Genomic DNA, 23,906 nt, shown 5'->3' on the forward strand with positions numbered 1-23,906 from the left:
TGGCCGCCACGAGGGGCGTGCGGTGACTTTTTGCTTCCGTTCCGTGACCGGGCGGTCGCCCCCGGTGGGACACCGGATGCCTCACGCGTCCCTCACGCGCGGTGACGGCGCCGACGATGCGTCAGAGGGCGGCGGCGCCGTGGGCGCGCAGGGTCTGGTCGTACTGCTGGAGGACCCACAGTTCGTTTTGGACGGCGGCCAGTTCGGCCGGGTCGCCGTGGTTGCCGAGGCGGGTGAGGCGGCCGGTGATGTCGCGGATGCGGCGCTCCACGGCGCGGCGGCGGACGGTGACCAGCTGGGCTCCGGCGTAGGTCTCGTCGACGCCCTTCACGCCCTTGTGCAGCATGATCGCCTCGACGGCCAGCTCCGTGACCATCGCGCGGACCGCGTCGTCGGGCGCGGCCTCGCGGACCTTGACCAGGTAGTCCTGGGGGTCGGCGACGCCGGACTCGGCGCCGCCCGCGTCCAGGATGGCCTGGCGCACGGCGGCGTAGGGCGGGGCGGTGAACTCGTCCACGCCGTACGCGTCGAAGGCCGGGGAGACCAGCTCGGGGCGCTGGAGGGCGAGTTTGAGCAGCTCGCGCTCGGTGGCGTAGACGGGGTTGCGCAGATTGAGGGCCGGTCCGCGGGGGGCGGCGGACGGCTGGGCGGAGTACTGCTGGGGCGGCGCGTGCCGGTCGGGGGCGGGGCCCTTGCCGCCGCGCTCGCGGGACCAGCGGGCCAGTTGCGCCACGCGCTTGACGACGAACTGGGTGTCGAGGATGCCGAGCATGCCGGCGAGCTGCACGGCGACCTCGTGCTGGGCGCCGCTGTTCTTGATGCGGGCGACGACCGGGGCGGCCTCGTCCAGGGCGGCGGCGCGGCCCCCGGGGGTGTCGAGGTCGTAGCGGGCCACGATCTGGCGCAGGGCGAACTCGAAGAGGGGGGTGCGGGGTTCGACCAGGTCGGCGACGGCCTCGTCGCCCTTGGCCAGGCGCAGGTCGCAGGGGTCCATGCCGTCGGGGGCGATCGCGATGTACGTCTCGGCGGCGAACTTCTGGTCGTCCTCGAAGGCGCGCAGGGCCGCCTTCTGGCCGGCGGCGTCGCCGTCGAAGGTGAAGATGACGCGGGCCGAGCCGTTGTCCATGAGCAGCCGGCGCAGGATCTTGATGTGGTCGCCGCCGAAGGCGGTGCCGCAGGTGGCGATGGCGGTGGTGACGCCGGCGAGGTGGCAGGCCATGACGTCCGTGTAGCCCTCGACGACGACCGCGCGGGAGGCCTTGGCGATGTCCTTCTTGGCGAGGTCGATGCCGTAGAGGACCTGGGACTTCTTGTAGATCGCCGTCTCGGGCGTGTTGAGGTACTTGGGGCCGTTGTCCGCCTCGTGGAGCTTGCGGGCGCCGAAGCCGACCACGTCGCCGCCGATGTCGCGGATGGGCCACATCAGCCGGCCGCGGAAGCGGTCGATGGGGCCGCGGCGGCCCTCCTGGGAGAGGCCGGAGAGCAGCAGCTCCTTGTCGGTGAAGCCCTTGCCGCGCAGGAAGCGCGTGAGGTGGTCCCAGCCCTGGGGGCTGTAGCCGACGGAGAAGTGCCGGGCGGCGTCCTGGTCGAAGCCGCGCTCGGCGAGGAAGACCCGGCCGGTGTCGGCCTCGGGGGAGGTCGCGAGTTGTTCCGCGTACCACTCCGCGGCGATCTTGTGCGCCTCGACCAGGCGGATCCGCTCGCCGCGCTGGTGGGAGGGGTTGTAGCCGCCCTCCTCGTAGCGCAGGGTGATGCCCGCCTGGCCGGCCAGGCGCTCGACCGCCTCCGAGAAGGTGAGGTGGTCGATCTTCATCACGAAGGTGATGGTGTCGCCGCCCTCCTGGCAGCCGAAGCAGTGGAAGAACCCCTTGCTCGGGCTGACCTGGAAGGACGGTGACTTCTCGTCGTGGAACGGGCACAGACCCTTGAGGTTCCCGCCGCCCGCGTTGCGCAGCTGGAGGTACTCGGACACCACGGCGTCGATCGGGACCGCGTCCCGTACCGCCTTCACGTCCTCGTCGTTGATCCGTCCTGCCACGCGTGAATTCTACGGGGGCGCAGTGACACTCACGGTGCGAGGTTTTCGAGCGGAACGTGCGGATCGGCCAGATTGTCCGTGTTCACCTGGGCGCGGCTGCGGACCAGGCGCTGGATCTTGTCGGTGACGTTCCACACGTTCACGTTCATCCCGGCCAGCACCCGGCCGTCCTTCACCCAGAAGGCGATGAACTCGCGCTTGCCGGCGTCGCCCCGCACGACCACCTGGTCGTAGCTGCCCGGCGGTGCCCAGCCGGAGTACTCCATGCCCAGGTCGTACTGGTCGGAGAAGAAGTAGGGCACCCGGTCGTACGTCACGTCCCGGCCCAGCATGGAGCGCGCGGCGGCCGGGCCGCCGTTGAGGGCGTTGGCCCAGTGCTCGACGCGCATGCGCGTGTCGAACAGGGCGTGCGGGAAGGAGACGACGTCCCCGGCGGCGTACACGTCCGGGTCGGAGGTGCGCAGCCGCTCGTCGACGACGATGCCGCCGCCGAGGGCGGGGTCGGCGACCTCCAGGCCGGCCGCCTCGGCGAGGTGGGTGCGCGGGGCCGCGCCGATGGCCGCCAGGACGTCGTGGGCCGGGTGCTCCTCGCCGTCGTCGGTGCGGGCCGCGAGGACCATGCCGTCCTGACCGGTGATCTCGGTCAGACGGGCGCCGAAGTGGAAGCGGACGCCGTGGTCGCGGTGCAGCTCGGCGAAGAGCCCGCCGAGTTCCGGGCCGAGCACGCCGTGCAGCGGGGTCGGCCCGTGCTCGACGACGGTGACCTCCGCGCCGTACTCGCGGGCCGCGGCCGCGACCTCCAGGCCGATCCAGCCCGCCCCGGCGATCACCAGGTGGCCGTTGTCGCGGCCGAGGTTGGCCAGCACGTGCTTGAGGCGTTCGGCGTGGGCGAGGCGCCGCAGGTGGTGCACGCCCGCCAGGCCGGTGCCCGGGATGTCGAGGCGCCGGGGTTCCGCGCCGGTCGCCAGGAGCAGCTTGTCGTAGCGCACCACGGTGCCGTCGTCGCCGAAGCGGACCGTCTTCGCCGTGCGGTCGATCGCGTCGACGGTCTGGCCGAGGTGCAGCTCGATGTCGTTCGCCGCGTACCAGGCGGGTTCGTGGACGAAGACGCTGTCGCGTTCCTCCTTGCCGAGGAGGTAGCCCTTGGACAGGGCCGGGCGCTCGTAGGGGTGGTCCCGTTCGTCGCAGATCAGTATCACGCGGCCGGTGAAGCCCTCCGCGCGGAGCGTCTCGGCCGCCTTGGCGCCGGCCAGTCCGCCTCCGACGATGACGAATGTCTGATCCGCGTCGACCACTTGATGCCTCCTCGTCAGGGTGTAGCACTTGCGAGCGTCCCGCACGGAGCGTGATGCGGGAAGAGGGTGTGACCCGATCAGGCCACGCAGTGTCACCTTGGGCGGCGCCCACGCCCCGCGGGTCCCGCCCGTCTCACGCGTGCCCCGTCAGCCGGGCGTGCAACGACCGGGCCGAGGTGTCGGTGAGGGAGGCGATCTGGTCGACGACGGCCCGCTTGCGGGCGCGGTCGTCGGACGCCTGGTCGAACAGGGTCCGGAACTGCGGGTCCAGGCCGTCCGGGGCCCGCGCGGTGAGCGCCTCGGCGAGTTCGGCGACGACGATCCGCTGGTCGGCGCGCAGGCGCTCCTGCTCGGCCCGCTGCATCACGTACAGGTCGGCGACGGCCTTGAGCACGGCGCACTCCATGCGTGTCCCGCGCGGGACGACGAGTTCGGCGGCGTACCGGGTGAGCCGGCCCGGCCCGTACCGGGCCCGGGTCGCGGCCTCGGCGGCCAGGCAGAAGCGGCCGATGAGCTGGCTGGTGGCGTCCTTGAGGCGGGCCTGGGCGACGGCGGTGCCGTCGTAGCCGTGCGGCCACCACTCCTGGGCGAGGAGCCGGTCGAGGGCCTCGGCGAGTTCGGCCGGGTCGGTGCCGGGGGGCGCGTAGCGGCCGAGCGCGACCCGGAAGACGTCGTCGCGCTCGGGGTCCGCGTGCAGGCAGTTGGGGTCGATGTGACCGGCGTGCAGTCCGTCCTCGACGTCGTGCACCGAGTAGGCCACGTCGTCGGACCAGTCCATGACCTGCGCCTCGAAGCAGGTGCGGGTGCCGGGGGCGTCCTTGCGGAACCAGTCGAAGACGGGGCGGTCGTCCTCGTAGACGCCGAACTTGGACGAGTGGGGGTCGGTGGGGTGCGCGCCGCGGGGCCAGGGGTACTTGGTCGCGGCGTCGAGGGTGGCTCGGGTGAGGTTGAGGCCGACGGACCCCTCCGGGGTGAACCGCTTGGGTTCGATGCGGGTGAGGAGCCTGAGGGACTGGGCGTTGCCCTCGAAGCCCCCGCAGTCCGCGGCGAACTCGTTCAGGGCCTGTTCGCCGTTGTGGCCGAAGGGCGGGTGGCCGAGGTCGTGGGAGAGGCAGGCCGCTTCGACGAGGTCGGGGTCGCAGCCGAGGGCGGCGCCCAGCTCGCGGCCGACCTGGGCGCACTCCAGGGAGTGGGTGAGGCGGGTGCGGGGGCTGGCGTCCCAGGCGGGTCCGAGCGTGCCGGGCGTGACCACCTGGGTCTTGCCGGCGAGGCGGCGCAGGGCGGCGGAGTGCAGGACCCGGGCGCGGTCGCGCTGGAAGGCCGTGCGGCCGGGGCGCTTGTCCGGTTCGGGCGCCCAGCGCTCGACTGACGTCGGGTCGTAGGCCGTGGGGTTCGTCGTGGTGCCTGGCATGGGTCGACAGTACGGGCATGGGGGTGCGGGGGTGCGACGTGGCTGAACGTCTGCGGGGTGTGGGGGTCGGGCGGGTGCGTCGCGGGTGCGGGCGTCCGGCGGGTGCGGGGTCGTCGTGGCTTGTCGCGCAGTTCCCCGCGCCCCTTCAGGGGGTGAACCCGGTGTGGGGTGTCGGGTCCGGGCCAGGTGCGGAGCTGTTGCGCAGTTCCTCGCGCCCCTTCAGGGGGTGGCCCCGGCGGGGGGTGTCAGGCTCGGGTCAGGTGTGGTGTCGGGGGTGAGGTGTGCAGGGTTTGGGTGTAGCGGTGCAGGACGAGCTTTGCCATCGACGGGTGTGGGCCTAGGGGGGCCGCCGCTATCCACGGGGCCGCCTGGGCGCACTCGGTGGCGAAGCGGCCGGGGGCCGTGAAGCAGGACGCGAGGGCGATGTGGCGGCGGCCCCTCGCCAGCAGGGTGCGGACCGCGGCCTCGACCGTGGGGGCGGCGGCCGAGGCGTAGGCGGGAACGACCGGGACACCGAGGCGGGCCGCCAGGAGGTGCGCCGTGCGCGCGGTGTCCGCTCTCGCGTCCGGGTCGCGCGAGCCCGCCGCGGCGAGGACCACCGCGCTGGTGCGGCGGGGGGTGCCGCCCCAGCCGGCCTCCGTCAGGCGGTCGTGGAGGGCGTCCACCAGGAGCGGGTGGGGTCCGAGGGGCGGCGCCGGACGGGTGCGGGCGCACGAGGCGGCAGCCGTCGCGGGGATGTCCCGCTTGACGTGGTGGCCGCGGCTGAGGAGCAGCGGTACGAGGACCGCCTCCCGGTCGCCGAGGGCGGCGAGCGTCTCGGGGAGCAGGGGGGCGTTCAGTTCGATGTGCCCCAGGTGCACCGGCACGTCGGGGCGCAGGGCGCGGACCCGGTCCAGGAGCGCGTTCACCGTGTGCAGCGCGCGGGGGTCGCGGCTGCCGTGGGCGACGGCCACGAGAGCGGGCGGGGTGGGCTGCGCGGGAGGACTGGACATGCCTCCATGGTCACCGGGCCGTGTGTCCCCGCCGTTGCGCGGGGGTCACGGGGGTTTTCCGGTGGCTCACGCCCCGGGGCGGGGACGCTGTGAGCCGCCGTGAGCTGCGGTTTCGGCCGGCCGCGTGAAGCTCGTCACCGCGTCGGGAGTGAACCGGGCGGTGCGGCCGGGCGTCCCTGACGGTGTGGGCCGACCGGGGAGGGGACCGTCCGATGCGTCCAGTGACCTTGCGCAGACCGCGGCTGCCGCGCACCCGGCGGGGGCGACGGCGCCTGGTGCAGGCCGTGATGGCCGGGTGCGTGCTCGCGCTGCTGCCCGCGACCTGGATGCACCTGGTGGCCGACGGCCGGCTGCGCTCGACGGCCGACGTCCCGCGCACCGATGTCGCCGTGGTGTTCGGGGCCGGGTTGTGGGACGGGGATCCCTCCCCCTACCTCGCCCACCGGCTGGACGCGGCGGCCGAGCTGTACCGGGACGGGCGGGTGCGGGTGGTGCTCGTCACCGGGGACAACAGCCGCGAGGACTACGACGAGCCGGACGCCATGCGCGCCTATCTGACCCGGCACGGGGTGCCCGACGGGCGCATCGTCAGCGACTACGCGGGGTTCGACACGTGGGACTCGTGCGTGCGGGCGAAGAAGATCTTCGGGGTGGACGAGGCCGTGCTGATCAGCCAGGGCTTCCACATCCGGCGCGCGGTGGCGCTGTGCCGCGCCGCCGGGGTGGAGTCCTACGGGGTCGGGGTGGACGCCGTGCACGACGCGACCTGGTACTACGGGGGCGCCCGGGAGATCCTCGCGGCGGGGAAGGCGGCCGTGGACGCGGCGTTGCGGCCGGACCCGCGTTTCCTGGGGCCCCGCGAGCCGGGTGTGGAACGGGCGCTGGCCGCGGGCGGGCGGTAGCGGATCCGCACCTCACGCGGGCCGGGCGGCGGCGGGGAGGTCGCCGTCCCCGCCGTGTAACAGGGGGCCCGCCCCGGGCGTAACACGGCCCGCGCACGCTGGTCGGCATGCAGAACACCGTGACGCCCACGCACTGCCCGTACTGCGCCCTGCAGTGCGGGATGAACCTCACGCCCGCGCCGGACGGGAGCGTCGCGGTGAGCGAGCGGACGGACTTCCCGGTGAACCGGGGCGCGCTGTGCGGCAAGGGCCGGACCGCGCCGGAGCTGCTCGCGCGGGAGGTCCGGCTGACCTCGCCGCTGGTGCGCGGCGGGGACGGCACGCTGGTGCCGGCCTCCTGGGACGACGCCCTGGACCGGATCTCCGAGGGCCTCGGCCGCACGCGCGCCGCGTACGGCCCGGACGCGGTCGGGGTGTTCGGCGGCGGCGGGCTGACCAACGAGAAGGCCTACAGCCTCGGCAAGTTCGCGCGGGTCGTGCTCGGCACCTCGCAGATCGACTACAACGGGCGGTTCTGCATGTCGTCCGCGGCGGCGGCCGGGATCAGGGCGTTCGGGCTGGACCGCGGCCTGCCGTTCCCGCTGGAGGACGTCCCGCGGTCGGGCTGCGTGATCCTCGTCGGGTCGAACCCCGCGGAGACCATGCCGCCGTCGCTGCGGTACTTCACCGAGCTGCGGGAGAACGGCGGCACGCTGATCGTCGTCGACCCGCGGCGGACCAGGACGGCCGAGCAGGCCGATCTCCACCTGGCTCCCCGCCCGGGCACCGATCTGGCCCTCGCCCTGGGGCTGCTGCACCTGGTGATCGCCGAGGGCCGGGTGGACGAGGAGTACGTCGCCGCCCGGACCACCGGCTGGGAGGAGGCCCGGGCCGCCGCCATGGCGCACTGGCCCGAGTACGTCGAGCGGATCACGGGGGTGCCCGTCCCCCGGCTGCGGGAGACCGTACGGCTGTTCTGCGAGCCGGAGTCGGCGATGGTGCTCACCGCCCGCGGGCCCGAGCAGCAGTCCAAGGGCACGGACACCGTGGGCGCCTGGATCAACCTGTGCCTGGCGACCGGCCGGCCGGGCCGCCCCCGGTCCGGGTACGGCTGTCTGACGGGGCAGGGCAACGGGCAGGGCGGGCGCGAACACGGGCAGAAGGCCGACCAGTTGCCGGGGTACCGCAAGCTGGACGACCCGGCGGCCCGGGCACACGTCGCCGGGGTGTGGGGCGTGGACCCGGACAGTCTGCCGGGGCCGGGGCGCAGCGCGTACGAGCTGCTGGACGCGCTGGGCACGGACATCAGGTCGCTGCTGCTGATGGCGTCCAACCCGGTGGTGTCGGCGCCCCGGGCCGCGCACGTGGAGGAGCGGATCCGGTCGCTGGACTTCCTGGCGGTCTGCGACGTGGTGCTGTCGGAGACGGCGGCGCTCGCGGACGTGGTGCTGCCGGTCACGCAGTGGGCGGAGGAGACGGGCACGACGACGAACCTGGAGGGCCGGGTCCTGCTGCGCCGGCGGGCGGTCGCCCCGCCGGAAGGCGTGCGCAGCGATCTGGAGGTCCTGGGCGAACTGGCCGTCCGGCTGGGCGTGGAGAAGGGCTTCCCGGCGGACCCGGAGGAGGTGTTCGAGGAGCTGCGGCGGGCGAGCGCGGGCGGGCCGGCGGACTACTCGGGGATCACCTACCGCAGGCTGGCCGAGGAGGACGGGGTGTTCTGGCCCTGCCCGGCCGAACCACCGGCGCCGGACGGGAGCGGGGACGCGCTGCTCGGCGCGCCGCGCCCCGCCGACGACCCCGCCGGGCGGGCGGCGGGGAGCCGCCCGCAGGCACCGGCCCGGGAGACGGCGGGTGCGCACCCCGGCACGCCCCGCCTGTTCCTCGACCGTTTCGCCACCGCCGACGGCCGCGCGCGGTTCGTGCCCGTCACGCACCGGGCGATCGCCGAGGAGCCGGACGAGGAGTACCCGCTGCTGCTCACCACCGGCCGGGTCGTGGCGCAGTACCAGTCCGGGGCGCAGACCCGGCGGGTCGCGGAGCTGAACGCCGCCGCGCCCGGGCCGTTCGTGGAGCTGCACCCGCGGCTGGCGGCCCGGCTCGGGGCGGCCGAGGGCGATCCGGTGGCGGTGGTGTCGCGGCGGGGCCGGGCGGTGGCTCCGGCGAGGATCACCGCCACCATCCGGCCCGACACCGTCTTCATGCCCTTCCACTGGCCGGGCCAGGGCCGGGCGAACACCCTCACCAACCCCGCGCTCGACCCGACGTCGCGGATGCCGGAGTTCAAGGCGTGCGCGGTACGGCTGGAGGTTGTCCGGCCGTAGGGGTCGGGGCCGTGAGGGTCGGGCTGGGCGGTCCGGCCGTGGGTCGACCGAAGGTGCAGAATCGTACCTGTGACCCTGCCCTTCTTCGTCTACGGCACCCTCCGCCCCGGGGAGGTCAACCACCGCCTCTTCCTGCACGGCCGCACCCGCTCCGAGGAACCGGCCCGGCTGGCGGACACCGTGCTGTACGAGGGCCCGGGCTATCCGTACGCGGTCGAGGAGCCGGGCGGCGGCGAGGTGCGCGGGGAGCTGGTGACCGCGCTGCCCCGGGCGTACGGGGCGCTGCTCGCCGAGCTTGACCGGCTGGAGGAGTACGCGCCGGGTGACCCGCGCAGCCTGTATGTGCGCGTGGAACGCGACGTCGTACGGGACGCGGACGGGGCGGGCGTACGGGCCTGGGTGTACGTCGCGGGCCCGGACGCGGCGAAGCGGCTGCGCGACGCCGGGCGGCGGGTCGCGGGTACGGAGTGGCGAGGGCGGCGGTAGCGGGGGCGGCGGGTCGTCGGGGCACGGTGCGGGTGCGGGCCCGGGCCGAGCCGTGCACGCCCTGGGGCGGATGCGGGCCGGGGCCGGGTGCGTGCCTGAGGGCGGGTACGGGCCAGGGGTCGGCCGGGCCGAGAGGCGGCTGAGGGCCGAGGCGACACGACCCGGGGGGCCGGCTACGGGCCGGTGACCGGCTGATGGGTCGTAGGTCCGTGAGCGTCCTCGCGCCGAGCCCGCGCCCCCGACAGGAGGCGAGTCCGGCCGGGAGGCGGGCGGGCGGGGGCGAGCCGGTGCCCGGTTGACGGGCCAGGCCGCCGGAGGACCGGGCTCCCATGAAGGACCGAGCCCGCCGAGACCGAGCCCGCCGAAGGACCGGCCCCGCCGAAGGGTTGGGCCCGACGCAGGCCAGAGTGGCGGTGCGCGTGTGGGTCAGGGCGCGTACGGGTGTTGGGCCCTCGCCTCCCTCAAGGCGCGGCCCCACCACACCAGTTGGTCCAGCATGGTCTTGGCCGCGGCGTCCGGGCCCGAGGGGTCGCGCAGGGCGCCCCCGTCGTCGAAGGACGCGCCGGCGTTGTGGAAGGACACGGTGTCGCGCACCGTCACGGCGTGCAGCTCGGCGAAGACCTGGCGCAGGTGCTCCACGGCACGCAGGCCCCCGGCCAGGCCGCCGTAGGAGACGAGGGCGACGGGCTTGGCCCGCCATTCGCCGTAGTGCCAGTCGACGAGGTTCTTCAGGCCCGCCGGGAAGGAGTGGTTGTACTCGGGGGTGAGGACCACGAAGGCGTCCGCCCGGGCCAGCTTCGGCGTGATGCCGGACAGGGCGGCACGCGCCTCGGGGGTCGGTTCGAGGGACGTGGGCAGGTCGGCCTCGGCGACGTCGACGACCTCGGCGACCAGGTCGTCGCGGTCCGTCAGCCGGCCGCGGAGCCAGTCGGCGACCACGGGGCCGAAGCGGCCGTGGCGGTTGCTGCCGACGACGAGGGTCACCCGGAGCGGCTCGGTGGCGGACGGGTGGACGGCGGTGTGCGCGGTGATCGGGTTCATGCGGCACAGCCTGATACCTCAACCTTTGTCGAGGTCAAGCCCGGCCGCACCGCGCCGGGTCACCCGTTCACCCCCGCGCCGGAGGCAATTCCCCCTTGCGCCCGGCCGACCCGCTTGACCAGCCGAAACGCACCTGACGGACCGTCGGGGACAGGTGTACACGACACCCGTTCACCCCAATTCTGACGCCCACTCAGAAAGCGGGGTCGCCGGACACCCCGTTTCCTCGGAAGGGCAGGCGCCCGACCGAACCGCTCGAAGGAGCACCGATGCGACGTACCGCCCGCCCGCTGACCGGTGCCGCGCTCGCCGTCGCCGCCGCGGCCCTGGCCGCCGCCCCCGCGTACGGCGCGCAGGCCGGTGAGCTGGAGCTGTCACCGGCATCGGTGGTCCCCGGCGGGCAGGTCACCGTCCGGACGGCGGCCTGTGGTGCCGGGGGCACGGCGACGGGAGACGCCGGCGCGGTCGGCGCCGGGACCCTGCCGCTCGCGGCGGGGCGGCACGAGCAGGACGCGACCGGGCGGTTCCGGGTGCCGCCGGGCGCGCAGCCGGGCACGTACGAGATCGTCGCGACGTGCGCCGGGAGCGGGCGGCGGGTCACCGGCGACCTGGTGGTCACACTGACACCGGCGCGTGAGCAGGTGCACCCGCGAGGAAGTGTGAAGACGGGGGTCGGTGGCGCTCTGGGCCCCGATCCCGTGCAGACCGCGGCCGGCGTGACGGCTCTGGCCGTCGCCGCCGCGGGCGGTACCTGGCTCCTGCATCGCCGGGCGAGAGGCGACGGGATCTGACGGACATCCTCCGCTGTCCGTCGCCGGTACCGCAGCCCCTCCCCCTCCGGGTCCGACGCCCCTCGCGGCCCGGAGGGGGAACGGGGCCGAACTCCCCCGCCGCGCCCGGGGGTCGAGGAAGGGGTGGGTATGCCCAGGTTCCCCCGGCCCGGCGGCCCCGCGAACGCCGCCCTGACGGCCGTGACGCTGTTCGCCCTGTGCTCCGGGGCCTGGCTGCTGCGCGACGGCGCCACGACGCACGGCCCGCCCCAGCCCTCCGCGGCGCAGGCCGGGACCGGGCAGGACGGCAGGGGCGGCAAGGAGGTCCGGGACCGGTCGGCGCCCGCGCTGCCGCCGTCGCCGCCCCGGCGCGTGCGCATGGCGGCCATCGGGGTGGACGCCCCGCTGACCGGGCTCGGCCTCACCCGGACCGGCAGCCTGGATGTACCGCCCGCCTCCCGCCCGGACCTCGCCGGGTGGTACGAGGCCGGCACCACGCCCGGCGAACGGGGCACCGCGATCGTCGCGGGCCACGTCGACAACGCCGACGGCCCCGCCGTCTTCTACCGCCTCGGCGCCCTCGCCAGGGGCAGCACGATCGAGGTGGACCGCCGGGACGGCCGGGTCGCGGTGTTCACCGTGGACGCCGTCGAGGTGTACGACGCGCGCGACTTCCCGGACGAGAAGGTCTACGGTCCGGCCCGGCGGCCCGAGTTGCGGGTCATCACCTGCGGCGGCGGCTGGTCACGCGGCACCGGGTACCGGGGGAACGTCGTCGTCTTCGCCCACCTCACCGGCAGCCGGTGACCCGCCGAGGACATGGGCCCTCCCCCACGCCCCCAGCGGTTCCAGGGCGGCGTTCAGGGAGCCGCCCCGGGAGGTCAGCGAGTACTCCACGCGGGGCGGCACCTCGTCGTACGCCTCGCGGTGCACCAGCCCGTCGGCCTCCATCTCACGGAGGTGCGAGGCCAGCACCTTCTCGGTGACGCCCGGCAGTGCGCGGCGCAACTCACCGAAACGGTGGGGCCGTTCGTTCAGCGCCCAGAGAATCAGCACCTTCCACCTGCCGCCGATCACGTCCATCGCCGCGTCGATCCCGCACACGTACGCCCCCGGCCGCCGGCCCGCCGTCCCCATGCCCGACTCCTCCGCTCGCGCTGCCTCGACCCTTTCCCGGGAGTAACCACCCACTTCCAAGTGCCTACTTGAGCGGCCACTCCCCTCCGGCGAGCCTAGACGCCATGACCGACCACGCAGTCGCATCCCGCACTCCTCTCACCCTGCTGGGCACCGGCGCCATGGGCACCGCCCTGGCCCGGGCCTGGCTCGCCGCCGGGCATCCGGTGACCGTCTGGAACCGCACGCCCGCCCGGGCCGAGGCCCTCGCCGCCGAGGGCGCGGCCGTCGCACCGAGCGCCGCCGCGGCCGTCGCGGCGAGCCGCCTGGTCATCGCCTGCCTGCTGGACGACGCCTCCGTCGGCGAGGCCCTCGACGGGGCCGACCTCACCGGGCGGGACCTGGTGAACCTCACCACCGGCACTCCCGGCGAGGCCCGCACGCGCAGCGCCTGGGCCGAGGCGCGCGGCGCGCGGTTCCTGGACGGCGGGATCATGGCCGTGCCGCCGATGATCGGTGACCCGGAGTCCGGTGGCTACGTCTTCTACAGCGGCTCCCCCGGGCTGTTCGGGGACCACCGCGCCACCCTGGCCGTCCCGGCGGGCACCCGCTACGTGGGGGCCGACCCGGGATTCGCCGCGCTGCACGACGTGGCGCTGCTGAGCGCGATGACCGGCATGTTCGCGGGCATCACGCACGCCTTCGCCCTGATCCGCCCGGAGGAGGTCGCACCGCGCGACTTCGCGCCGCTGCTCGCGGACTGGCTGACCGCGATGGCCCCGGCCGTGCACGGGACCGCCGGTCACCTGGAGAGCGGCGACTACACCGAGGGTGTGGTCTCCAACCTCGCGATGCAGGTCGCGGGCAACGCCACCCTGCTGCGCACGGCCCAGGAGCAGCGGGTCAGTGCGGAGCTGCTGACCCCGTTCATGGCGCTGATGGAACGGCGGCTGGCCCAGGGCCACGGCGACGAGGACGGCACGGGGACGATCGAACTGCTGGACCTGCGGCGCCGGGTGGACGCCTGAGGCCCGTTCCGCCGAGGCGTGCTCCGCCGGCCTGCCCGCTCACTGCTCGTCGACGCGCTCGCAGACGACGAACCCGGGCTCGATCTCCGAGCACTCGAAGACGGGCTGGGTGAACCCGGCCGTCACCGCCGTGCCCGCACCCTGCCCGTGCCCGGCGGGGTGACAGTCGAGCGAGAAGTGCCCGGCGGCGTCCGGGTACTTCTCCAGCAGGCTGCGGAACTCCTCGAGCAGCCCGCCGAACTCCGCCGGGACGGCGTCGCCCCGGTCGCGCTCCACTGTCATGGCGGCCTCCTTCTGCACAGAGGCGCGGGTACGTCCGGCAAGCGGTCGCCGGCACCGGCGCCGCACACCGCCCGGGTCCCGCGCGCCGTCCCCCACCTCCGGCTTCACACGGATAGGGCGGGCGCGCAGCGCGCCCCGAACGGCCGGCGGGGCCGCAGCGGTCAGGCCACCCACTGCTCGTACGCGAGGTTCGCCACCAGGGCGAAGACCACCGTCAGCAGGACGACGCGGACGAAGCCGCTGCCCTTCTTCAGGGCGGTGTGGGCGCCGAGGGTGCCGCCCGCCAGGTTGAACACGGCCATCAGGGCGGCCAGCTGCCACAGGACGGTGCCCTGCCAGGCGAAGGTGGCCAGGGCCCCGGCGTTGGTGCAGCAGTTGACGATCTTGGCCGTGGCGGAGGCCGTGACGAGGTCGAGGTGGAGGACGGCCGTGAGGGTCAGCACCAGGAAGGTGCCGGTGCCGGGGCCGATGAGCCCGTCGTAGAAGCCGATGCCCAGGCCCGCCAGGCCGATCGCCGCAAGGATCCGGCGCGGGCCCGCCGGGCCGGTCGCGGGGGCCGTGCCGAAGGCCGGGCGCAGGATCACGAAGGCGGCCACCCCGAGCAGCACCACCATGATCACCGGCTTGAGGACCTCCGTGCTCATCCCGGCGGCGAAGAAGGCCCCGGCCGAGGACCCGGCCAGGGCGGCCAGCCCGATGCGGATCGCCGTCCGCACGTCCACCGGGGCCCTGCGGGCGTAGGTGACCGCCGCGCCGGTGGTGCCCACGATGGCGACCGCCTTGTTGGTCCCCAGCGCGTACGCGGCGGGGGTGTGCGACGGCAGGCCCAGCAGCAGCGCCGGCAGCAGCAGGAGGCCGCCCCCGCCGACCACCGCGTCGATCCACCCGGCGGCGAGGGCCGCGACGCAGAGCAGGACGATCATGGTCAGCGATATGTCGGGCATGACGGCGACCTTATGCGACGCCCTGGCGGCGCCTCACACCCCCCGTCCTCGCACGTCAGGAACCCTCACACGGGCCCGGCGCCGCCGCTGAGGGCAGCGTTCCCCGCGGGAAACAGGGGGGATGCGGCCGGGTAACACCGGCACCGCACGCTCGGGACATGACCTCGAACGAGCGTGTGGTGGTGATCGGCACCGGCCTGGCGGGCGTACGGCTCGCCCGGCGGCTCGGCGAGCTGGGCACGCCCGCGCTGCTGGTCGGCGAGGAGGAGCACCGGCCCTACAACCGGGTCCTGCTCGCCGAGGTGCTGGCCGGGCGGTACAGCCCGGAGGTGATCGCCCTGCCCGCCCCCGCGGACGTCCGGCGCGCCCGGGTCACCGGCATCGACCGCGAGCGGCGGGCCGTCGTCTGCCACGACGGCTCCCGGATCGCGTACGGCCGGCTGGTCCTCGCCACCGGCTCCAACCCCGTCCTGCCGCCGCTGCGCGGGCTGTTCACCGGCGGCGGCGCACTGCCCGAGGGCGTCCACGCGTTCCGCACCATGGACGACTGCCTGGGCCTGTCCGAGGCCGTCCGGCCCGGTGCGCGGGCGGTCGTCGTCGGCGGCGGCCTGCTCGGGGTCTCCGCGGCCCGGGCCCTCGCCCTGCGCGGCGCCCAGGTCGTGCTCGCCCAGCAGTCCGAGCAGCTGATGGAGCGTCAGCTCGACCCGGCCGCCTCACGGCTGGTGCTGCGGCACCTGACGGACCTCGGCGTCGAGGTGCACACCGAGTGCCGGGTCCGGGACGTGCGCTGCGCGGCGGGCGCGGTCCGCTCGGTGGAACTCGCCGACGGGTACGCGCTCGACGCCGACCTGGTGGTCGTCGCCTGCGGGGTCCGTCCGCGAACCGGTCTCGCGCAGGACGCCGGACTCGACGTGCGCAAGGGCATCGTCGTGGACGACGAACTGCGCACCTCCGACCCGTACATCCACGCGATCGGCGACTGCGCCCGGCACGACGGCGTCCTGTACGGACTCGCCGCCCCGGCGCTCGAACAGGCCGAGGTGCTGGCCCGGTCGCTGGCCGGGGACCCCACCGCCCGCTACACGGGCACGCGTTCCCTGACCCGGCTCACCCTGACCGGCGGGGACGGCCCCTTCGACCTGGCCGCGTTCGGCGAGACGGAGGCGCTCCCGGGCGACGACGTCGTCCAGCTCGCCGACGCCACCCGGGGCACCTACCGCAAGGTCGTCGTCCGCGACGACCGCCTGGTCGGCGGGGTCCTCGTCGGCGAACTCGGCACCGTCGGCACGCTCGCCCGCGCCTGGGAGGGAGCAGAGCCGCTCCCTGCCGGCGGCCCGCTGCTCCACCTGCTCACCAACGATGGAGGCTCCTGATGACGGCCACCCCGGGGGCGACCCCCACGATCGTGCTCGTCGGCCACGGCATGGTCGGCCAGCGCTTCCTCGAAGCGCTCGCCGAGCGCGGCCTGACCGCCACGCACCGCGTGGTGGTGCTCTGCGAGGAGCCGCGCCCGGCCTACGACCGCGTCCAGCTCACCTCGTACTTCTCCGGCCGCACACCCGAGGACCTGTCCCTGACGGATCCGCGGTTCCTCGCCGGCCACGGCATCGAGCTGCGGGTCGGCGACCCGGCGGTCTCGGTGGACCGGGCGGCCCGCACGGTCACCGCCCGCTCCGGTGAGGTCGTCGGCTACGACGTCCTCGTCCTGGCCACCGGCTCCTACCCGTTCGTGCCGCCGGTCCCGGGCAAGGACGCCGAAGGCTGCTTCGTGTACCGGACGATCGAGGACCTCCTCGCCATCGAGGAGTACGCGAAGACCGCCACCACCGGTGCCGTGGTCGGCGGCGGCCTGCTCGGCCTGGAAGCCGCGGGCGCGCTGAAGGGCCTCGGACTCACCTCGCACATCGTGGAGTTCGCGCCCCGGCTGATGCCCGTGCAGGTCGACGAGGGCGGGGGAGCCGCGCTGCTGCGCACCATCGAGGGGATGGGCCTGAGCGTCCACACGGGCGTCGGCACGCAGGAGATCGTCGTCGGCGAGGACGGTGCCGTCACCGGCATGAAGCTGTCCGACGGCTCCGAACTGGCCACCGACCTGGTCGTGTTCTCCGCCGGTGTGCGCCCCCGCGACCAGCTGGCCCGCGACTGCGGCCTCACCGTCGGCGAGCGCGGCGGCATCGCGGTCGACGAGCAGTGCCGTACGGTCGCCGACCCGCACGTCTTCGCCATCGGCGAGTGCGCGCTGGCCGCGGACGGCCGGGTGTACGGGCTGGTGGCACCGGGATACGAGCAGGCCGAGACGGCGGCGGCCACGATCGCCTCCGACGAGGCGTCCTTCACGGGTGCCGATCTGTCCACCAAGCTGAAGCTGCTCGGGGTGGACGTGGCGTCCTTCGGCGACGCGCACGGCACCACCGAGGGCTGCCTGGACGTGGTGTACTCCGACTCCCGGGCGGGCCTGTACAAGAAGCTGGTCATCGGCCGCGACGGCACGCTGCTCGGCGGCATCCTGGTCGGCGACGCGGAGGCCTACGGCACGCTGAAGGCGTTCACCGGATCGGTCCCGCCGGTCCCGCCGGAGTCGCTGGTGCTGCCCGCCGGGGCCGGGCAGCCGGCCGCGCTCGGCCCGTCGGCGCTGCCGGACGAGGCGATCGTCTGCTCCTGCCACAACGTCTCCAAGGGCACGATCCGCGGCGCGGTCACCGACCACCGCTGCACGACCGTGCCGGAGGTGAAGAAGTGCACCAAGGCCGGCACCGGCTGCGGTTCGTGCGTGAAGGTCCTCGGGCAGCTCGTCGACGCCGAGCTGGAGGCGAACGGTGTCACGGTCGACAAGGGCCTGTGCGGCTGCTTCTCCCAGACCCGCGAGGAGCTGTACGAGATCGTCCTCGCCCTGCGCATCACCGGCCACCGGGAGCTGCTCGACCGGTACGGCCGCGAGGAGGCCCGGGGCGGGGAGGGCTGCGAGGTGTGCAAGCCCACCGTCGGCTCGATCATCGCCTCCCTCGCCCCGGCGATCGGCGCGAGCGGTTACGTCCTGGACGGTGAGCAGGCCGCCCTCCAGGACACCAACGACCACTTCCTGGCCAACCTGCAGAAGAACGGCTCGTACTCCGTCGTGCCCCGCATCCCCGGCGGCGAGATCGCCCCGGAGAAGCTGATCGTCATCGGCGAGATCGCCCGCGACTTCGGGCTCTACACGAAGATCACCGGTGGCCAGCGGATCGACATGTTCGGCGCGCGGGTCGAGCAGCTCCCGCTGATCTGGGCCCGCCTGGTCGACGCCGGCTTCGAGTCCGGCCACGCCTACGGCAAGTCGCTGCGCACGGTGAAGTCCTGCGTGGGGCAGACCTGGTGCCGCTACGGCGTCCAGGACTCCGTACGCATGGCGATCGACCTGGAGCTGCGCTACCGGGGGCTGCGCTCCCCGCACAAGCTCAAGTCGGCCGTCTCCGGTTGCCAGCGCGAGTGCGCCGAGGCGCAGTCCAAGGACTTCGGCGTGATCGCCACCGCCAACGGCTGGAACCTCTACGTCGGGGGCAACGGCGGCGCCACGCCCCGCCACGCGGACCTGCTCGCGCAGGACCTCTCGGACGCCGAACTGGTGCGCCTCATCGACCGGTTCCTGATGTTCTACATCCGCACGGCCGACCGGCTGGAGCGCACCTCGACCTGGCTGGAGCGGATCCCGGGCGGCCTGGACCACGTGCGGGACGTCGTCGTGCACGACTCGCTCGGCATCTGCGAGGAGCTGGAGCAGCTGATGCGGGCGCATGTCGCGCACTACCGCGACGAGTGGGCCGAGACCGTCAACGACCCGGAGAAGCTCGCCCGGTTCGTGTCCTTCGTCAACGCCCCGGACACCCCCGACCCCGTCGTCGCCTTCGTCCCGGAGCGCGACCAGATGAAGCCCGACCTGCCGCTGCTCTCCCTCGGCATGCGACCCGCCGACGACGTACTGGAAGGAAGCGCCCAGCGATGACCCTGGCACCCGAGACCACCGATCTGAAGGTCGAACTCCGCCTTGCGGGGGGATGGTTCGCGGTCTGCGACCTCGACGCGCTGCTCCCGGGCCGCGGGGTGGCGGCCCTGCTGCCCGGGGGGCGCCAGGCCGCGCTCTTCCGCGACCGCACCGGCGCGCTCTTCGCCATCGACAACCGCGACCCCTTCACGGGCGCGGCCGTCCTCTCCCGCGGTCTCACGGGCACCCACCGGGGCCGCCCGTTCGTCGCCTCACCGCTGCTGAAGCAGCGCTTCGACCTGGCGTCGGGCCAGTGCCTGGACGACGAGGCGGTCCGGGTGGCGGCGTACGAGGTGCGCGCCGCCTGAGGGGCGTCCCCCACCGGGACGCATCACGAACGGCTCGCGGCCGGGGGGCGATCGGCCCCCCGGCCGCCATGTCTTGTCCATGCTCCGTCAATCCGGCGACCCTAGCGTTCCTCCCGCCCTCCCCTGCTCCCAGCACGACCCCGCCGTCGACCGGCGGCGGGGCGGTACGGCACTTGATGGAGTGAGAGTGGAACGTCGCAGTCTCCTGCGTGCGGCCGTCCTCGGCGGTACCTCGGCCGCCCTGGGCGGAACCCTGTGGCGCGGCGCCGCGTACGCCGCCCCCGCCCAGCCCGGCGCCGGCCCCTACGGCCCGCTGGGTTCCCCCGACGCCAACGGCATCAGGCTCCCGGCCGGTTTCACCAGCCGGGTCGTGGCCCGCTCCGGCCAGCGGGTCGGCGCCACGGCCTACACCTGGCACCCCGCCCCGGACGGCGGCGCCTGCTACGCCGACGGCACCGGCTGGATCTACGTCTCCAACTCCGAGGTCAACCCCTCGGGCGGCGCGAGCGCGGTGGTGTTCTCCGCCACCGGCGCGATCACCGGGGCGCACCGGATCCTGTCCGGCACGCGGCAGAACTGCGCGGGCGGCAGGACGCCCTGGAACACCTGGCTGTCCTGCGAGGAGGTCGACCGCGGCTACGTCTACGAGACCGACCCGTGGGGCGTGAAGCCGGCGGTGCGGCGGGACGCGATGGGCCGGTTCAAGCACGAGGCGGCGGCGGCCGACCCGGTCCGGCGGGTCGTCTACCTGACGGAGGACGTCACCGACGGCTGCTTCTACCGCTTCCGCCCGACGACCTGGGGCGACCTGTCCTCCGGCACGCTGGAGGTGCTGGTGGCGGGCAGCGGCACCAGCGGCCCGGTCACCTGGTCCCGCGTCCCCGACCCGTCCGGCGCGACCGCCACCCGCAACCAGGTCCCGGGCGCCAAGCGCTTCAACGGCGGCGAGGGCTGCCACTACGCGAACGACACGTGCTGGTTCACCACCAAGGGCGACAACCGCGTCTGGCGGTACGACGCGGCCGCGCAGACCGTCGAACTCGCCTACGACGACTCACTGGTGACGGGCGGCACCGCCCCCCTGACCGGCGTCGACAACGTCACCGGCGCCGCCTCCGGCGACCTCTTCGTCGCCGAGGACGGGGGCACGATGGACATCTGCGTCATCACCCCCGCCGACGTCGTCGCCCCCTTCCTGCGCGTCGAGGGCCAGTCCGGCTCGGAGATCACCGGCCCGGCCTTCTCCCCCGACGGCACCCGCCTGTACTTCTCCAGCCAGCGCGGCACGTCCGGCAGCTCCTCGGGCGGCATCACCTACGAGGTCCGGGGCCCGTTCCGGGCGTGACCCCGGTGCGCCCCCTCCTGCACCGGGACCGCCGGTGACCATCGGCGGTCCCGGGCGTTCCTCCGGTCGGGCAGCCCGTCCGGGCTGCCGTGCCGACGGAAGGGACACCACCCGTGGACACGACCGTGCCCGCCTCCGACGTACCGCTCGTCCTGCCCCGTGCCGAGTGGGTGAGGACACTGCCGCAGAGCATCGCCGCCTCCTGCGTCCTGCTCCTGGACGCCGAGGACCGGATGCTGCTGCTGCGTTATGCCGCGGGCCAGCCCGGGGCGGGGATGTGGGGGCTGCCGGGCGGGATGCTGGACCACGGGGAGGATCCCGTCACCGCGGCCCGCCGGGAGCTGTGCGAGGAGACCGGCCTCGTGCTGGACGAGGCGCCCCGGCTCCTCGGCTACGACCACCGGTCGGACGTGCTGGGCACCGGGCCGGTGATCGACTTCTACTTCCACGGCGGCCGGCTCCCGTCACCGCTGTCGGTGCGCCGCAGCGCCGAGCACGACGACGACGGGCTGTTCGCCCCGGGCGACCTGGCCGGCGCCTCCCTGTCGCCCGGGCTGCCCGCCCTGGCGGCCCTGCACGCGGCGGCCCTGACCGGCACGGTGGTGTGCCTGCGGGAGAGCCGGCCCGTGTGAGCCTCCCCCGGGGGGTGGACATGCCTGAAGAGCGGGGGCGGCACCTCCGCACAAAAGGTGCCGCCCCCGCTCTCCCCCGTGGTCCGGAGCCGCCGCGATCGGTGAGGGTCGGGGACCGACGGCGGCTCCGGGTCCGTGCGGCTAGCGGTGGTCGCTGCCCTGGGACTGGACCGCGGCCCGGCCCGCCTCCAGGCGGGCCACCGGGATGCGGAACGGCGAGCAGGAGACGTAGTCGAGTCCGACCTCGTGGAAGAAGTGGACCGACTCCGGGTCACCGCCGTGCTCGCCGCAGACACCGAGCTTCAGGTCGGGCCGGGTCGCGCGGCCGGCCTGGGCGGCCAGCTTCACCAGCGAGCCGACGCCGTCCTTGTCGATCGTCTCGAACGGGGAGACGCCGAAGATGCCCTTCTCCAGGTACGCGGTGAAGAAGCTCGCCTCCACGTCGTCCCGGGAGAAGCCCCACACCGTCTGGGTGAGGTCGTTGGTGCCGAAGGAGAAGAACTGGGCGGCCTCGGCGATCTGACCGGCGGTCAGCGCGGCGCGGGGCAGCTCGATCATCGTGCCGATGGACAGCTTCAGCTGCGCGCCGGAGGCCGCCTCGACCTCGGCGATGACCTTGTCGGCCTCTTCGCGCACGATCTCCAGCTCCTGGACCGTGCCCACGAGCGGGATCATGATCTCGGCGCGCGGGTCGCCCTTGGCGGCCTTGCGCTCGGCCGCCGCCTCGGCGATCGCCCGGACCTGCATGGTGAACAGGCCGGGGATGACCAGGCCGAGGCGCACCCCGCGCAGGCCCAGCATCGGGTTCTGCTCGTGCAGCCGGTGCACGGCCTGGAGCAGGCGCAGCTCGTTCTCGTGCGGCTCCTGGCGGGACTCGGCCAGCGCCACGCGGACGGACAGCTCGGTGATGTCCGGCAGGAACTCGTGCAGCGGCGGGTCCAGGAGGCGGACGGTGACCGGGAGACCGTCCATCGACTCGAAGAGCTGCACGAAGTCCTGCTTCTGCAGCGGCAGCAGCTGCTTGAGGGACTCCTCGCGCTCGGCGTCCGTGTCGGCCAGGATCAGCCGCTCCACCAGCTCGCGCCGGTCGCCGAGGAACATGTGCTCGGTGCGGCACAGGCCGATGCCCTGGGCGCCGAAGCGGCGGGCGCGCAGCGCGTCCTCGGCGTTGTCGGCGTTGGCCCGCACGCGCAGGCGGCGCTTGCGGTCGGCGAAGGCCATCATGCGGTGGACGGCCTCGACCAGCTCGTCGGCGTCGTCGGCGCCCGGGTGCATCCGGCCCTCGAAGTACTCCACGACCGGCGACGGCACGACCGGCACCTCACCGAGGTAGACCTTGCCGGAGGAACCGTCGATGGAGACGACGTCGCCCTCCTCCACGACGTGCCCGCCCGGGACGGTCATCCGGCGGCGCTTGGTGTCGACCTCCAGCTCCTCGGCGCCGCAGACACAGGTCTTGCCCATGCCGCGCGCGACGACGGCCGCGTGGGAGGTCTTGCCGCCGCGGGAGGTCAGGATGCCCTCGGCGGCGATCATGCCGTCCAGGTCATCGGGGTTGGTCTCACGGCGGATCAGGATGACCTTCTCGCCGGAGCGGGACCACTTGACGGCCGTGTAGGAGTCGAAGACCGCCTTGCCGACCGCGGCGCCCGGGGAGGCGGCGATACCGCGCCCGACCTGCTCGACCTTGGCGCTCTCGTCGAAGCGCGGGAACATCAGCTGCGCGAGCTGGGCGCCGTTGACGCGGGTGAGCGCCTCGGCCTCGTCGATCAGCCCCTGGTCCACCAGCTGGGTCGCGATGCGGAAGGCCGCGCCCGCGGTGCGCTTGCCGACCCGGGTCTGGAGCATCCACAGGACGCCGCGCTCGATGGTGAACTCGATGTCGCAGAGGTCCTTGTAGTGGTTCTCCAGCGTCTCCATGATCTGCATGAGCTGGTCGTACGACTTTTTGTCGATCTGCTCCAGCTCGGCCAGCGGCACGGTGTTGCGGATGCCGGCCACGACGTCCTCGCCCTGCGCGTTCTGCAGGTAGTCGCCGTAGACGCCCTGGTGGCCGGAGGCGGGGTCGCGGGTGAAGGCGACGCCGGTGCCGGAGTCGGGGCCGAGGTTGCCGAAGACCATGGAGCAGACGTTGACGGCCGTGCCCAGGTCGTGCGGGATGCGCTCCTGGCGACGGTAGAGCTTGGCGCGGTCGCCGTTCCAGGAGTCGAAGACGGCCTTGATGGCGAGGTCCATCTGCTCGCGCGGGTCCTGCGGGAAGTCCCGGCCGGCCTCGGTCTTGACGATCTTCTTGAACTTGGTGACGAGCTTCTTGAGGTCGGCCGCCTCCAGCTCGGTGTCGACGGTGACCTTCTTGGCCGCCTTCGCCGCCTCCAGCGCGTCCTCGAACAGCTCGCCGTCCACACCCAGGACGGTCTTGCCGAACATCTGGATGAGGCGCCGGTAGGAGTCCCACGCGAACCGGTCGTCGCCGGCCTGCCTGGCCAGGCCCTGCACGGACTTGTCGGAGAGGCCGATGTTGAGGACGGTGTCCATCATGCCGGGCATGGAGAACTTGGCGCCCGAGCGCACCGACACCAGCAGCGGGTCGTCCGCCTGGCCGAGCTTCTTGCCCATGCGGGCCTCGAGGGCGTCGAGGTGGGCGCTCACCTCGTCACGCAGTGCCGCCGGCTCCTCGCCGCTCTCCAGGTAGGTCTTGCAGGCCTCGGTGGTGATGGTGAAGCCGGGGGGAACCGGCAGTCCGAGGTTGGTCATCTCGGCGAGGTTCGCGCCCTTGCCACCGAGGAGGTCCTTGAGGTCCTTGTTGCCCTCGGTGAAGTCGTAGACGAACTTCACGCCCTCAACGCTCTGGCCCGGCTGAGCTACGTGGGGATCTTTGTTTTCCGACACGGGTCTCGACTCCTCGAGGACGCGGTGGCTGCCCTGACGGCGAGGAACATACCCAGATCAAAGGCGTCTGGGGAGGTCCACTCGCGCGTCATGCGCCTGTAACCACTCG

Annotated in this window: 20 protein-coding genes; 11 read left to right on the forward strand and 9 right to left on the reverse strand. The window is 74.0% G+C overall.

Going from position 1 to position 23,906, the window contains the following annotated elements; genetic code table 11:
- Positions 1–121: 121 nt before the first annotated feature.
- From dnaG to ACZ6ZN_RS10305, 4 genes are all read right to left on the reverse strand, one after another.
- Positions 122–2,038, reverse strand: a complete 1,917-nt coding sequence (dnaG, locus tag ACZ6ZN_RS10290; protein WP_469644858.1) for a DNA primase — start codon at positions 2,036–2,038, stop codon at positions 122–124.
- Between the two features lie 29 nt (positions 2,039–2,067).
- On the reverse strand, positions 2,068–3,333 hold the full coding sequence (locus ACZ6ZN_RS10295) for an NAD(P)/FAD-dependent oxidoreductase (RefSeq protein WP_469644861.1): 1,266 nt from the start codon (positions 3,331–3,333) through the stop codon (positions 2,068–2,070).
- A gap of 133 nt (positions 3,334–3,466) precedes the next feature.
- Positions 3,467–4,744: a deoxyguanosinetriphosphate triphosphohydrolase gene (locus ACZ6ZN_RS10300; protein WP_469644863.1), complete on the reverse strand. Its 1,278-nt coding sequence runs from the start codon at positions 4,742–4,744 to the stop codon at positions 3,467–3,469.
- A 245-nt stretch (positions 4,745–4,989) separates the two neighbouring features.
- Positions 4,990–5,736: a sirohydrochlorin chelatase gene (locus ACZ6ZN_RS10305; RefSeq protein ID WP_469644866.1), complete on the reverse strand. Its 747-nt coding sequence runs from the start codon at positions 5,734–5,736 to the stop codon at positions 4,990–4,992.
- 212 nt (positions 5,737–5,948) lie between these two features.
- Between ACZ6ZN_RS10305 and ACZ6ZN_RS10310 the strand changes: the two genes are divergently transcribed.
- From ACZ6ZN_RS10310 to ACZ6ZN_RS10320, 3 genes are all read left to right on the forward strand, one after another.
- Positions 5,949–6,638 carry a SanA/YdcF family protein gene (locus tag ACZ6ZN_RS10310; RefSeq protein WP_469644869.1) on the forward strand — a complete coding sequence of 230 codons (690 nt, stop codon included), beginning with the start codon at positions 5,949–5,951 and terminating at the stop codon, positions 6,636–6,638.
- A 107-nt stretch (positions 6,639–6,745) separates the two neighbouring features.
- Positions 6,746–8,938, forward strand: coding sequence for a molybdopterin oxidoreductase family protein (locus tag ACZ6ZN_RS10315; RefSeq protein ID WP_469644872.1), 2,193 nt, complete (start codon positions 6,746–6,748; stop codon positions 8,936–8,938).
- A gap of 69 nt (positions 8,939–9,007) precedes the next feature.
- Positions 9,008–9,424 carry a gamma-glutamylcyclotransferase family protein gene (locus tag ACZ6ZN_RS10320; RefSeq protein WP_469644875.1) on the forward strand — a complete coding sequence of 139 codons (417 nt, stop codon included), beginning with the start codon at positions 9,008–9,010 and terminating at the stop codon, positions 9,422–9,424.
- 426 nt (positions 9,425–9,850) lie between these two features.
- On the opposite strand, the gene ACZ6ZN_RS10325 is transcribed toward ACZ6ZN_RS10320, so the two are convergent.
- A complete protein-coding gene (locus ACZ6ZN_RS10325; protein ID WP_469644877.1) occupies positions 9,851–10,465 on the reverse strand; it encodes an NADPH-dependent FMN reductase in 615 nt (204 codons plus the stop codon).
- 269 nt (positions 10,466–10,734) lie between these two features.
- On the opposite strand from ACZ6ZN_RS10325, the gene ACZ6ZN_RS10330 reads away from it, so the two are divergent.
- Both ACZ6ZN_RS10330 and ACZ6ZN_RS10335 read left to right on the forward strand, forming a co-directional pair.
- Entirely contained in the window at positions 10,735–11,256 is a 522-nt protein-coding gene (locus tag ACZ6ZN_RS10330; protein WP_469644879.1) for a hypothetical protein, read from the forward strand.
- 129 nt (positions 11,257–11,385) lie between these two features.
- Complete coding sequence (locus tag ACZ6ZN_RS10335) at positions 11,386–12,042, forward strand: class F sortase (protein WP_469644882.1); 657 nt, start codon at positions 11,386–11,388, stop codon at positions 12,040–12,042.
- On the opposite strand, the gene ACZ6ZN_RS10340 is transcribed toward ACZ6ZN_RS10335, so the two are convergent.
- Positions 11,980–12,372, reverse strand: coding sequence for a winged helix-turn-helix transcriptional regulator (locus ACZ6ZN_RS10340; RefSeq protein ID WP_451877154.1), 393 nt, complete (start codon positions 12,370–12,372; stop codon positions 11,980–11,982). The genes ACZ6ZN_RS10335 and ACZ6ZN_RS10340 overlap by 63 nt on opposite strands.
- 104 nt (positions 12,373–12,476) lie before the next feature.
- On the opposite strand from ACZ6ZN_RS10340, the gene ACZ6ZN_RS10345 reads away from it, so the two are divergent.
- Entirely contained in the window at positions 12,477–13,379 is a 903-nt protein-coding gene (locus ACZ6ZN_RS10345; protein WP_469644884.1) for an NAD(P)-dependent oxidoreductase, read from the forward strand.
- 39 nt (positions 13,380–13,418) lie between these two features.
- Here ACZ6ZN_RS10345 and ACZ6ZN_RS10350 read toward each other — a convergent pair whose 3' ends face one another.
- Both ACZ6ZN_RS10350 and ACZ6ZN_RS10355 read right to left on the reverse strand, forming a co-directional pair.
- Positions 13,419–13,661 (reverse strand): hypothetical protein, encoded by a 243-nt coding sequence (locus ACZ6ZN_RS10350; protein WP_469644886.1) that lies wholly within the window; start codon positions 13,659–13,661, stop codon positions 13,419–13,421.
- 161 nt (positions 13,662–13,822) lie between these two features.
- Positions 13,823–14,605, reverse strand: coding sequence for a sulfite exporter TauE/SafE family protein (locus tag ACZ6ZN_RS10355; protein WP_451877157.1), 783 nt, complete (start codon positions 14,603–14,605; stop codon positions 13,823–13,825).
- A 158-nt stretch (positions 14,606–14,763) separates the two neighbouring features.
- On the opposite strand from ACZ6ZN_RS10355, the gene ACZ6ZN_RS10360 reads away from it, so the two are divergent.
- The 5 genes from ACZ6ZN_RS10360 to ACZ6ZN_RS10380 all read left to right on the forward strand — a co-directional run bounded on the left by ACZ6ZN_RS10360 (position 14,764) and on the right by ACZ6ZN_RS10380 (position 20,908).
- Positions 14,764–15,978 carry an NAD(P)/FAD-dependent oxidoreductase gene (locus ACZ6ZN_RS10360; RefSeq protein ID WP_469644889.1) on the forward strand — a complete coding sequence of 405 codons (1,215 nt, stop codon included), beginning with the start codon at positions 14,764–14,766 and terminating at the stop codon, positions 15,976–15,978.
- Positions 15,978–18,584, forward strand: coding sequence for a nitrite reductase large subunit NirB (nirB, locus tag ACZ6ZN_RS10365; protein WP_469644892.1), 2,607 nt, complete (start codon positions 15,978–15,980; stop codon positions 18,582–18,584). Before ACZ6ZN_RS10360 ends, nirB begins: the two co-directional genes overlap by 1 nt.
- The gene (gene nirD / locus ACZ6ZN_RS10370; RefSeq protein ID WP_469644894.1) at positions 18,581–18,931 is read left to right on the forward strand and encodes a nitrite reductase small subunit NirD; all 351 of its coding nucleotides are present in this window, start codon (positions 18,581–18,583) and stop codon (positions 18,929–18,931) included. Before nirB ends, nirD begins: the two co-directional genes overlap by 4 nt.
- A 187-nt stretch (positions 18,932–19,118) precedes the next feature.
- Positions 19,119–20,276 (forward strand): alkaline phosphatase PhoX, encoded by a 1,158-nt coding sequence (locus ACZ6ZN_RS10375; protein WP_469644896.1) that lies wholly within the window; start codon positions 19,119–19,121, stop codon positions 20,274–20,276.
- Positions 20,277–20,389: 113 nt separating this feature from the next.
- The gene (locus ACZ6ZN_RS10380) at positions 20,390–20,908 is read left to right on the forward strand and encodes an NUDIX hydrolase (RefSeq protein ID WP_451877162.1); all 519 of its coding nucleotides are present in this window, start codon (positions 20,390–20,392) and stop codon (positions 20,906–20,908) included.
- A gap of 141 nt (positions 20,909–21,049) precedes the next feature.
- Here the strand turns inward: ACZ6ZN_RS10380 and ppdK are convergent, their stop codons facing one another.
- Positions 21,050–23,797 (reverse strand): pyruvate, phosphate dikinase, encoded by a 2,748-nt coding sequence (ppdK, locus tag ACZ6ZN_RS10385; RefSeq protein WP_398111462.1) that lies wholly within the window; start codon positions 23,795–23,797, stop codon positions 21,050–21,052.
- Positions 23,798–23,906: the final 109 nt, after the last annotated feature.

The sequence above is a fragment of the Streptomyces sp. NPDC053665 genome, from assembly GCF_055585285.1.